The organism is Arenibacter catalasegens (genome assembly GCF_002909235.1).
In the GTDB taxonomy this organism is placed as follows: Bacteria; Bacteroidota; Bacteroidia; order Flavobacteriales; family Flavobacteriaceae; genus Arenibacter; species Arenibacter catalasegens.
This window is the reverse complement of sequence record NZ_PHQQ01000001.1, coordinates 70,785-82,448: the sequence shown is the minus strand read 5'-3', so window position 1 is coordinate 82,448 and position 11,664 is coordinate 70,785. Positions and strand designations below refer to the sequence as shown.

The window sequence follows — 11,664 nt, the reverse complement described above, 5'->3', positions numbered from 1 at the left end:
TTGATGTTATATTGTGAACCTTGGAATTATCCATACTATGGAATTGGGCAATTCTTATTATTTTTAGACCCATGGGAAAGATTACTATTGCAATCGATGGATTTTCATCTACAGGAAAGAGCACTATAGCAAAGCAGTTAGCGAAAGCACTGGATTATGTTTATGTGGATACCGGGGCCATGTATAGGGCGGTAACACTATTTGCTATGCGGGAAGGTTTTGTCGGGGGTAAAACTGATGATTTGGAAGGGTTGGTAAATTCACTTTCCAATATAGACCTTAGGTTTGTCTATAATAAATCCCTTGGATTTTCGGAAATGTATTTGAATGCGGAAAATGTAGAGAAAGAAATCAGGACTCTGCCTGTTTCGCAGCAAGTGAGTAAGATTGCTACCATAGAGAAAGTGCGATTGAAGTTGGTAGCTATGCAGCAAGATATGGGTAAGAGTAAAGGTGTTGTGATGGATGGTAGGGATATTGGTACAGTAGTTTTTCCAGATGCTGAATTCAAAATTTTTATGACCGCATCGCCTGAAACCAGAGCCTTTAGAAGATATAAGGAGCTTTTGGATAAAGGGGAGAAGGTAACTTATGAGGAGGTGCTTAAGAATGTTCAAACCCGGGATTATATAGATTCACATCGTGAATTTTCACCTTTGAGAAAAGCGGATGATGCCATTGAATTTGATAATAGTGATATGGGTTTAAAGGAACAATTGGAACGTATTTATAATTTTGCGCTCCGTAAAATTGAGGAATAATGTTTCTTAAATCCTGTGAAAATCAATTTGGGCGCAGTAAGGAAAGTAATTGCCGATTCGGCCTATTTCCGGACTCCGCCCAAAATGAAATAATTCAGCCTCTAATTTAATTAGGGATGACCAACACTTGATCTGGATGAATAACATCCGGATTTTTTAGGATATTGGTGTTGGCTTCGAAAATTTTCTTGTACTTCATAGGATCACCATAGTATTTTTTTGCAATCTTGCTAAGAGACTCTCCGCCTTTTACAGTGTGCCTGTGGTAAACACTTTCGTCGGCAACGCTAATATTTGCTTTGATATCAGAAGGATTTTCTCCACCTAATTCTTTGATTTTATCCCACAAAAGGTTTTTCTCATACTGGGTTGCAGCCTGACCTTTTATTTTTAGAATACCTGCCTCCTCGGTTATATCCCCATCTTTTATTTTTAGTTCTTCTCCAAGGTTTAATACAGCTTGATACTTTGCTTTAACACTCATAATCGTATTTATTTAACGGTTAATATTTAATAATCGAATATAAGGATTCTTGGTATGTTTTGCATCAAATTGCGCAAAATAGTTAAGTAATTGACACTCATCTCATTTTTAGGTTTGTAATGCCATTTTTTAGTTGTATTTTTGCACTCCTTTTTTTAGCAAAGTATCAAGAGAAAAAAGGAACGAAAAGAAAATCAATATAACTTCTTCTGTGGTAATTGTTAACTCTTGTAACTCCATGGAATACAAAATTATAATCAGCAAATGGCTGAAGAAAAAACAACAGTTGAGGTAGATGAAACTGCCGCAACTACACAAGAAACAAAAGTAGAGGCCCCTGTACAGGATCCAAAAGAATTTTTGGCTAGTTTTGATTGGGACAAGTACGAACAAGGAATTGAGCGCGTTGATGACTCCAAATTAAAGGAATTTGAAGAATTAGTGGCTGAAAACTTTGTAGATACTGCCGATGCGGAAGTAGTAGAGGGAACAGTAGTATACCTAACGGAGCGTGAGGCAATTATTGATATAAATGCCAAATCTGAAGGTGTTATTTCACTTAACGAATTCCGTTACAATCCTGACCTAAAAGTTGGTGATAAGGTAGAGGTGTTGATCGATATCCGTGAGGATAAAAGTGGACAATTGGTACTCTCACACAGAAAGGCAAGAACTATCATGGCTTGGGATCGCGTAAATGCTGCCCATGACAAAGAAGAGATTGTTAGTGGTTTTGTTAAGTGCAGAACTAAAGGAGGTATGATTGTCGATGTTTTTGGAATTGAGGCATTCTTGCCAGGTTCTCAGATCGATGTTAAGCCTATCCGTGATTACGACCAATATGTAAACAAGACTATGGAATTTAAAGTGGTTAAGATAAACCACGAATTTAAAAACGTAGTAGTTTCTCATAAAGCGTTGATCGAGGCTGATATTGAAGAGCAGAAAAAAGAGATCATTGGTCAATTGGAAAAAGGACAAGTATTGGAAGGTGTTGTTAAAAACATTACTTCTTATGGTGTCTTTATTGATCTTGGTGGTGTAGACGGATTGGTGCATATTACCGATCTATCTTGGAGCAGAATCAACCATCCAAATGAAGTGGTGGAATTAGATCAGAAATTGAATGTTGTAATTCTTGACTTTGATGAGAACAAGTCTAGAATCCAATTAGGTCTTAAGCAATTGGAGAAACATCCTTGGGATGCTCTTAGCGAAGACATTAAAATTGGAGACAAAGTTAAAGGTAAGGTAGTTGTTATTGCAGACTACGGTGCATTTATCGAAGTTGCAGAAGGTGTTGAAGGATTGATTCACGTTTCTGAAATGTCTTGGTCTACACATTTACGTTCCGCTCAGGATTTCGTAAAAGTTGGTGATCAGGTTGAAGCTGTAGTATTGACTTTGGATAGGGAAGACCGTAAAATGTCTCTTGGAATTAAGCAATTAACTCCAGACCCATGGACTGATATCACTACTAAATATCCTGTTGGATCTAAGCACAAAGGTATTGTACGTAACTTCACTAATTTTGGTGTGTTTGTTGAATTGGAAGAAGGAATAGACGGATTGATCTATATCTCCGATCTTTCTTGGACCAAGAAAATTAAACATCCATCCGAGTTTGTTACTGTAGGTGACACTTTGGAAGTTGAGGTATTGGAATTGGATGTTGATGGTCGTAAATTAAGTTTAGGACACAAACAAACTACTGATAATCCTTGGGACAAGTACGAAACTGAATTTGCTTTGGATACAGTTCACAAAGGAAGTATAGCTGAAATAGTGGATAAAGGAGCAACTATCGATTTTAATGAAGATATCGTTGCCTTTGTACCTTCTCGTCATTTAGAAAAAGAAGATGGCAAGAAATTGGTAAAAGGTGAAGAGGCTGAGTTTAAGATCATTGAATTCAACAAAGAATTCAAAAGAGTTGTAGCCAGTCATACTGCTATCTTTAGAGAGGAAGAACAACGCAATGTAAAAGCGGCCGTTAAAAAGGCTGCAGTATCTGCAGATGAAGCTAAACCTACTTTAGGTGACGCAAACGAAGCTTTGCAAGCGTTAAAAGATAAAATGGAAGCTAACGATAAGAAAAAGAAGTAAGCTTTTAGATTATTGATTTATGAAAGCCCTGGCATTTGTCAGGGCTTTTTATTTGGAATAAATCCGATAATGATATATTTAGCCTTTTACCTTACTGCCGGTATAATTTAATTTTAGATCAGGATTTTCGGTAATAATATAAAATACAACTCAAAGGCCCTCAGTGAATTGTAGCACAGTGCAAATTTCGTCCTTAGGTTATTACGTTGTCTTTTGTCTTTAAAACGCCAATATTAAATAGAAATCCCTATTTTTGTAATTCAAAAGCATTGGCCAAATCATCTATGAGTCAAAAAGTATTACTTTCTTCCAAAGAAATAAATATTATCCTGCATCGCTTGGCTTGTCAATTATTAGAAAATCATCTAGATTTTAAAAACACAGTCCTAATAGGTATACAGCCTAGAGGCATATTTTTGGCATCACGCTTGGCCAAGATCCTTAAAGAAGATTACGGAGTTAAAAATATCGATTTAGGTTTTTTGGACATTACATTTTATCGTGATGACTTTAGAAGAGGGGAAAAGACCTTGGAAGCCAATAAGACTAAAATCGACTTTCTTGTGGAGGATAGAAAAGTGGTATTTGTAGATGACGTACTGTATACGGGAAGAAGTATAAGGGCGGCATTAACGGCTATACAATCTTTTGGAAGACCTTTAGAGATTGAGTTGCTAGCTTTAATCGACCGTCGTTTTAGTAGACACTTGCCCATACAGCCCAATTATAGAGGACGGCAAGTTGATGCTATAAATGGAGAAAAAGTGAAGGTAATGTGGGAGGAAAATGACGGCGAGGATGTAATATATTTAGTAAAGACATAGGCATGGGCGAATTAAGTGTAAAACACTTGTTAGGGATAAAGTATCTGAAAGAATCGGATATTCAGCTCATTTTTGAAACTGCAGATCATTTTAAAGAGGTAATCAACCGATCAATTAAAAAAGTGCCTTCACTTCGTGATATCACCATAGCGAATGTATTTTTTGAAAATAGTACCCGTACCCGGCTTTCCTTTGAATTGGCTGAAAAAAGGTTGTCTGCAGACGTTATCAATTTTTCTGCTGCACAGTCATCCGTGAAGAAGGGGGAAACCTTGATAGATACGGTAAATAATATTCTATCTATGAAGGTAGATATGGTGGTGATGCGCCATCCTAATCCAGGAGCTGGTATTTTCCTTTCCAAGAATGTTAAAGCTTCTATAGTCAATGCAGGTGATGGTGCTCATGAGCATCCGACACAGGCCTTATTGGATTCATATTCCATAAGGGAAAAATTAGGTGACGTAGCTGGAAAAAATGTAGTCATTGTGGGCGATATCCTTCATTCTCGAGTGGCCCTGTCCAATATTTTCGCACTTCGATTGCAGGGAGCAAATGTAAAGGTTTGTGGGCCTAAAACTTTACTGCCCAAACACATAGAATCTTTGGGTGTTTCTGTTGAAACCAATTTGCGTAAGGCTTTAAACTGGTGCGATGTTGCTAATATGCTGCGCATTCAGAATGAGCGATTGGATATTAGTTATTTTCCTACCACAAGGGAGTATACCCAACAGTTTGGGGTTAACAAGGCATTATTGAATAGTTTGGATAAAGAAATAGTGATTATGCACCCGGGGCCCATTAATCGAGGTGTGGAGATAACCAGTGATGTAGCGGATTCAAAACAATCCATTATATTAAATCAGGTGGAAAATGGGGTGGCCATACGTATGGCTGTAATCTATTTATTGGCATCAAAAATTAAATAAAAGGCTTATGATTTTGGATAAAGAAGGAAATGTGACTACAGTTCTCCAGGAGAATATTTCTTTAAACAAGTTTCTTTCCAATTTAGGGGACATCTATCCTAAAATTAAGAACGATCATATTATTATTAATCTCTTTTCCTTTGCAAAACTTACTTCCAATGATGTTTTGGAATTTTTGGAGCTTTCGGATGCACATCGAAAAATCAAAAAATCCTTCGTTTTGGTTACCGAAAAAGTATCCTATGATGAGGTCCCTGATACTATTTGTGTTGTGCCCACAATTCAAGAGGCGAAAGATATTATAGAGATGGAAGAGATCGAAAGGGATTTGGATCTTTAGGGATTTAAAATTGAATAAGGAAGAATTAACTCAGATTATAAAATTGTTGGCGTCAATTGTAAAATCCTCTAAACTAAATGGCTAGGGTATGATTTTCCGTTTTCCGTTTTCCGTTTTCAATATTTTATTTTTATGAAACTAACTATATTGGGTTGTTATGCCGCAACGCCAAGATCTTTGAACAATCCCACATCCCAAGTACTGGAAATAAAGAACCATTTGTTTTTAATAGATTGTGGTGAAGGGACACAGGTGCAATTGCGAAAGAGTAAGATTAAATTTTCACGAATCAATCATATTCTAATATCCCATTTGCATGGAGATCATTTTTTTGGGTTGCCTGGGTTGATTTCAACATTTAGATTGTTGGGAAGAAAAAATGAATTACATGTTTACGGACCCAAAGGAATAAAGGAGGCTATTACCTTATTTCTGAAATTGGGGGATTCATGGACGAATTATCCACTTATTTTCCACGAGTTATCATCTACAGAACCAGAAATGATTTATGAAGATGGGAAAGTTATCATTACTACAATTCCTTTGGAACATAGGATATACACCAATGGGTTCTTGTTTAAAGAAAAGTTGGCGGAACGTAAATTGAATGTTAGGGCTGTTGCCAAATACAAAATAGATAAGTGCTATTTTCAGAATATCAAGAACGGAAAGGATATTATTTTGGAGAGCAATAAGATAATATCCAATGCCTTATTAACTTTTGACCCACCTGCTCCCAAGAGTTATGCTTTTTGTAGCGATACCGCTTTCTCAGAGAAAATTGTTCCTTGGATCAGGAATGTGGATGTGTTGTATCATGAAGCCACCTTTCTGGAGACCGAAAGAAAATTAGCTCCGAAAACAAAACATGCCACCGCCAAGGAGGCGGCTACCATAGCAAAGGAAGCTAATGTGGGGCTGTTGATATTAGGTCATTTTTCTACTAGATATAAATCATTGGACCTTTTTAAGGAAGAAGCCAAAACCATATTTGCGAATGTGGAACTTGCCGACGACGGCAAGGAGTTTGATCTATAAGTATAAATAGGGCTAACAGTAATAATCATGATTGGATGGGTAGTGCGTTTTGCAAGAAAGGCCTTAACTTCATTGTTGTTCACTTGTCAGTTTTGGGCGACTAATTATAGGTCTTTGAATAAGCAATGTTTTATTTGCCATTCCTAGAGTGAATGACCCTAAAAAAACTCGGCTTACTTTTCGTGTTTCAGTTTGTTTTGTGCAATTTTGTGTAGTAACTAATTACGATTTAAATATCCAAGTTTACCCATGCAAAAAGACCTAGGAAATTATAGAAAATCCTATGAAAAAAGCGCTCTTACCGAAGAAGTTATTTCAGATAACCCTATGGAATTATTTCAGAAATGGTTTTATGAGGTAGAGGCATCGGAAGGGGTAGATGAACCCAATGCTATGACGGTTTCCACTATAGGTTTGGACGGATTTCCAAAGAGTAGGGTAGTCCTATTAAAAAAGTACACTTATGAAGGTTTTATCTTTTATACCAATTATGAAAGTGAAAAAGGGAGGGCCATAGCAGATAATCCTAATATTTGTATTTCATTTTTTTGGCCCAATATGGAAAGACAGATCATTATAAAGGGAAAGGCCGAAAAAATTGCTGAAAATTTATCCGATGGCTACTTTGAATCTAGGCCGGACGGCAGTAAACTGGGTGCCATAGTATCTAATCAGAGTCAGGTAATACCAAGTCGAGAGTTTTTGGAGAATAAATTAAAGGATTTGGAGAAGGAATATGAAAATAAGGAGATAGAACGGCCAAAGTATTGGGGTGGATTTATAGTGAAGCCTATATCTATGGAGTTCTGGCAGGGAAGGCCCAATAGGTTACATGATAGAATACGGTATAGCTTACAGGATAATTTCGATTGGAAATTGGAAAGGTTGGCACCCTAATGCCTTCAATACATTGGATTGGTATAGCAGCGGAAAAGTGCTGACAAATAAATGTAAATAAATGATACCAGCATTAATAAATTTTTAATGTGAGCGCGTAGAGGTTACCTATAATCTCAATTTGATTTTCTTTTCAATAAATTAAAAAGATTTAAACGTATGAAAACAGTAATATTGGTAAGGCACGGTAAATCGTCTTGGGAATATAATGTTTCGGATAGGGACAGGCCCTTAATGGAAAGAGGTATCAAAGATGTGAATAAAGTGGCAAATGCATTTCAGACAGATTTGATGCATATTGATGCCGCCTATTCCAGTCCCGCCAATAGGGCAATGCATACGGCTATGATTTTCCTAAGAACTTTGAACTTTTCGTTTGCCAATTTTGAATTGTCCAATGAACTATATGATTTTTCAGGGGAGGATGTTTATCAGTTCATCAAGAGGTTAAACAATGATAAGAATACAGTAATTATTTTTGGGCACAATGAAGCCTTTACACATATTGCCAATTCTTTAGGAAACATGTATATTGACAACGTTCCTACTAGTGGATTGGTACAGTTAAAATTTGACATTAATGATTGGAGTGCCGTGGCGAAAGGTATTACAGCGCGGACCTTATTCCCTAAACAATTAAAAGAATGATTAAGAGTAAAAATCAGTATATAAACAGAGAAATTAGTTGGTTAAGTTTTAATGAAAGGGTCTTACAAGAAAGTGCTGATAAGAATGTTCCTTTAATAGAGCGACTTCGATTTTTAGGAATATTTTCCAATAATTTGGATGAATTTTTTAAGGTTAGGTATGCTACTGTCAAAAGAATAGTAGAAGCGGGTAGGTCTGGAAAAAGTGTTTTGGGCGGAGAAAGTGCCAAGGATCTGTTAGAAGAAATTACCGAGATTGTTATTGAACAGCAAACCAATAGCTTAAAAATACTCAGTGATATTGAAAAGGAATTGGAAACCCAGAATATTTTTTTGATTAATGAATCAAAAATAACCGAGACCCAATGTTTGTTTATTAAGAATTATTTCATCGAAAAGGTAAGTCCGGTGTTAATGACCATCATTTTGAACGATTTAGCAAGCTTTCCATTGTTAAAGGATACAGCGGCCTATCTGGCGGTAAAATTAATTTTAAAGCAACAACCGGAAAATAAATCGACCACCAAGGAGAAGCGCTATGCGCTTATCGAAATCCCTAAAGGTATAGATCGTTTTGTGGTGCTTCCGAAAGAGGGAGATAAAAATTATATAATGATCTTGGATGATCTTATCCGATATTGCTTGGGGAGTATTTTTAATATGTTCGATTACGAGTCCATATCGGCACATATGATCAAAATTACACGTGATGCCGAGTTGGACATTGATAACGATCTAAGTAAAAGTTTTATAGAGAAAATATCCTCGAGTGTAGAACATCGCAAAATTAGTGATCCGGTCCGATTTGTTTACGACAAAAGCATAGGAAAGGATACGCTAGATTTTTTAAAAGAAAAAATGGACATTGAAGACACGGATAGTGTAATTCCTGGTGGAAGATACCACAATAGACGTGACTATATGGGCTTTCCAAGTTTGGGGCGTAACGATTTAATGTATGAGAAAATTACTCCCCTGCAGGTAAAGGGAATTTCGATGGAAGGCAGTCTTTTTGAAAAGATTTCAGAAAAGGACATCTTGCAATACACTCCATACCAAACCTTTTCCTATATCATTAAATTTTTAAGGGAGGCCGCATTGGACCCCAAGGTTAGAAATATCAAGATTACAGTTTACAGACTAGCAGATAATTCTCAAGTAGCAGCATCCTTGATCAATGCCGTGAAAAATGGAAAACATGTAACGGTACAGATAGAGTTACAGGCTAGGTTTGATGAACAGGCCAATATAGAATATGCGGAACAGTTACAGGCAGAAGGGGTTAAGCTAATTTTTGGCGTGCGTGGTCTAAAAGTGCATAGTAAAATATGTTTGGTGGAGCGGGAAGAAGGCTCACAGACTAAACGTTATGGGTTTGTTAGTACCGGGAATTTTAATGAATCCACAGCGCGTATCTATACAGATTATACCCTATTCACGGCCCACGACGGGATATTAAAGGAATTGAACAAGGTTTTCGATTTCTTTGAAACAACCTATAAGATTAACAAATATAAACATCTCATTGTTTCTCCACATTACACTAAAAATGTGTTCAAGAAATTGATCGATAAGGAAATTCACAATGCCAAGGCCGGGAAAGAGGCGTATATTAAAATAAAAATGAACAGCTTTACTTCCTATAAAATGGTGGACAAACTGTATGAAGCTAGTAGGGCAGGAGTGAAAATTCAACTTATTATCAGAGGTATTTGTTGTTTAGTGCCTGGTGTTAAAGGAATGAGTGAAAATATAGAGGCCATTAGTATAGTGGATAAGTTTTTGGAGCACCCAAGAATTTTTGTTTTTGGAAATAATGGTAATTCCAAAGTATATATATCTTCTGCGGATTGGATGACGAGGAATTTGGATTATCGGGTAGAGGTTGGAGTTCCAATTTATGATGAAGAAATTAAACAGGAACTCCTGGATACTTTTGATATCTCTTGGAGGGATAACGTAAAAGCTAGAGTGTTTTCTGAAAAGCATGACAATGCCTATAGAATAAACGATAACCCAAAAGTGCGATCGCAATTCGCAACCTATGATTATTACCTGAATAAATTGAACTCTTAAATAAAAATCTAATTTGAAAGTACGGAAATATGCTGCAATAGATATCGGTTCCAACGCTGTTCGTTTACTTACCCATAACGTAATTGAAGAAGAGGGGAAAGATACCTTATTTAGAAAAAGTGCCTTGGTTAGGTTGCCTATCAGATTAGGGGAGGATGTCTTTAAAAATGGTGCTATTTCTAAACGCAATCAAGAACGCTTGTTAAGTGCCATGAAGGCATTCCAGCTTTTAATGGAAGTGCAAGGAGTAGAAAAATATATGGCATGTGCTACCTCGGCTATGAGAGAGGCGGATAATGGTCAGCTTGTTATTGATACTATTTTGGAGGCTTCAGGGGTAAGTATTCAACTTATCGATGGGGAAAAGGAGGCTTCAATTATCGCCTCTACAGATCTTAAGAATTTGATAAGAAAAGACGAGACTTATCTCTATATTGATGTAGGAGGAGGTAGCACCGAGTTCACCGTCTTTTCTGAAGGGAAAATAAAAATTTCCAAGTCCTTCAAAATTGGAACCGTTAGACTCCTAAATGGAATGGTAAATGACGAAATGTGGGATGAACTGGAGCTTTGGTTGAAGAAACATGTTAAAGGGCTGCCCAATTTATCCATTATTGGTTCTGGGGGCAACATTAATAAATTACATAAAATGTCGGGTAGAAAGATAGGGGAGTCCCTTTCTTATATTTGGCTGAGGGCACAATATCATTTTCTGGCCAGCCTAACTTTTGAGGAAAGGGTGTCAGAATTGGGACTTAACCCCGACAGGGCCGATGTAATAATTCCTGCAACGAAAATTTTTGTTTCTTCTGCCAAGTGGATCGGAGCAAAAAAAATTCATGTACCCAAAATAGGGTTGTCCGATGGAATTATAAAAACGCTGTACTACACCAAAGAGTAAGGAAATATAGAATTAATATTGGGCATGTAAACCGCTTTTACTTGCCGCGCCAATTAGCCATGAACCGATTCATTTTTGCCCAGGTCTTTCATGATGGATGCCTCATAAGACAGCAGCTCATCCCATTTCTTGTCCACTTCTTTGCGATCTCCATACTGCCGTGCAAAATTCAGGAACATGGTGTAATGGCCAGCTTCACTGACCATTAATTTATGATAAAAATCAGCCAACTCTTTATCTTTTAATTCCTCTGAGAGTAGCCTGAAGCGTTCACAGCTGCGAGCTTCAATTAAGGCTGCATATAATAAGCGATGTACCAGTTGCGTGGTTCTGCTACCTCCTTTTGGAAAGAATTTTAGCAACGCCACCACATACTCGTCTTTTCTATCCCTTCCCAATGTTTTTCCACGCGCCAAGATACGATCGTGGACCATTTTAAAATGTCCCATTTCCTCCCGGGACAGCGCTATCATTTCTTGGGTAAGCTCAGTATATTCAGGAAAACTAACAATTAAGGAAATAGCTGTACTCGCCGCCTTTTGTTCGCAATAGGCGTGATCTATAAGTATTTCATCTATATTTTTCTCGACAATATTGACCCATCTTGGGTCAGTGGGTAATTTTAAACCTAACATAATGCGATTTTCTGTTTCAAAAATAG

12 protein-coding genes are annotated in these 11,664 nt (G+C 37.0%); 10 read left to right on the top strand and 2 right to left on the bottom strand.

Features of this window, described 5'->3' with window-relative positions; all coding sequences use genetic code 11:
* Positions 1-71 precede the first annotated feature (71 nt).
* Positions 72-761, top strand: coding sequence for a (d)CMP kinase (cmk, locus tag CWD90_RS00350; protein ID WP_103473942.1), 690 nt, complete (start codon positions 72-74; stop codon positions 759-761).
* Positions 762-867: 106 nt separating this feature from the next.
* On the opposite strand, the gene CWD90_RS00345 is transcribed toward cmk, so the two are convergent.
* Complete coding sequence (locus CWD90_RS00345) at positions 868-1,245, bottom strand: LysM peptidoglycan-binding domain-containing protein (protein ID WP_103473941.1); 378 nt, start codon at positions 1,243-1,245, stop codon at positions 868-870.
* A gap of 264 nt (positions 1,246-1,509) precedes the next feature.
* Here CWD90_RS00345 and rpsA point away from each other — a divergent pair, with 264 nt between their 5' ends.
* The 9 genes from rpsA to CWD90_RS00300 all read left to right on the top strand — a co-directional run bounded on the left by rpsA (position 1,510) and on the right by CWD90_RS00300 (position 11,003).
* Positions 1,510-3,351: a 30S ribosomal protein S1 gene (gene rpsA, locus CWD90_RS00340; RefSeq protein ID WP_103473940.1), complete on the top strand. Its 1,842-nt coding sequence runs from the start codon at positions 1,510-1,512 to the stop codon at positions 3,349-3,351.
* A gap of 284 nt (positions 3,352-3,635) precedes the next feature.
* A complete protein-coding gene (pyrR, locus tag CWD90_RS00335; protein WP_103473939.1) occupies positions 3,636-4,175 on the top strand; it encodes a bifunctional pyr operon transcriptional regulator/uracil phosphoribosyltransferase PyrR in 540 nt (179 codons plus the stop codon).
* A 2-nt stretch (positions 4,176-4,177) separates the two neighbouring features.
* Positions 4,178-5,104 carry an aspartate carbamoyltransferase catalytic subunit gene (locus CWD90_RS00330; protein WP_103473938.1) on the top strand — a complete coding sequence of 309 codons (927 nt, stop codon included), beginning with the start codon at positions 4,178-4,180 and terminating at the stop codon, positions 5,102-5,104.
* Between the two features lie 7 nt (positions 5,105-5,111).
* Complete coding sequence (locus CWD90_RS00325) at positions 5,112-5,444, top strand: ribonuclease Z (protein ID WP_103473937.1); 333 nt, start codon at positions 5,112-5,114, stop codon at positions 5,442-5,444.
* A gap of 132 nt (positions 5,445-5,576) precedes the next feature.
* On the top strand, positions 5,577-6,482 hold the full coding sequence (locus CWD90_RS00320) for a ribonuclease Z (RefSeq protein WP_103473936.1): 906 nt from the start codon (positions 5,577-5,579) through the stop codon (positions 6,480-6,482).
* 249 nt (positions 6,483-6,731) lie between these two features.
* On the top strand, positions 6,732-7,379 hold the full coding sequence (gene pdxH / locus CWD90_RS00315) for a pyridoxamine 5'-phosphate oxidase (RefSeq protein WP_103473935.1): 648 nt from the start codon (positions 6,732-6,734) through the stop codon (positions 7,377-7,379).
* Positions 7,380-7,538: 159 nt separating this feature from the next.
* Positions 7,539-8,027 carry a SixA phosphatase family protein gene (locus CWD90_RS00310; protein WP_103473934.1) on the top strand — a complete coding sequence of 163 codons (489 nt, stop codon included), beginning with the start codon at positions 7,539-7,541 and terminating at the stop codon, positions 8,025-8,027.
* Positions 8,024-10,102 carry a polyphosphate kinase 1 gene (gene ppk1, locus CWD90_RS00305; RefSeq protein ID WP_103473933.1) on the top strand — a complete coding sequence of 693 codons (2,079 nt, stop codon included), beginning with the start codon at positions 8,024-8,026 and terminating at the stop codon, positions 10,100-10,102. Before CWD90_RS00310 ends, ppk1 begins: the two co-directional genes overlap by 4 nt.
* Before the next feature lie 13 nt (positions 10,103-10,115).
* On the top strand, positions 10,116-11,003 hold the full coding sequence (locus CWD90_RS00300) for a Ppx/GppA phosphatase family protein (RefSeq protein WP_103473932.1): 888 nt from the start codon (positions 10,116-10,118) through the stop codon (positions 11,001-11,003).
* A 53-nt stretch (positions 11,004-11,056) separates the two neighbouring features.
* Here CWD90_RS00300 and miaE read toward each other — a convergent pair whose 3' ends face one another.
* Positions 11,057-11,638 (bottom strand): tRNA-(ms[2]io[6]A)-hydroxylase, encoded by a 582-nt coding sequence (gene miaE / locus CWD90_RS00295; RefSeq protein ID WP_103473931.1) that lies wholly within the window; start codon positions 11,636-11,638, stop codon positions 11,057-11,059.
* Positions 11,639-11,664 lie beyond the last annotated feature (26 nt).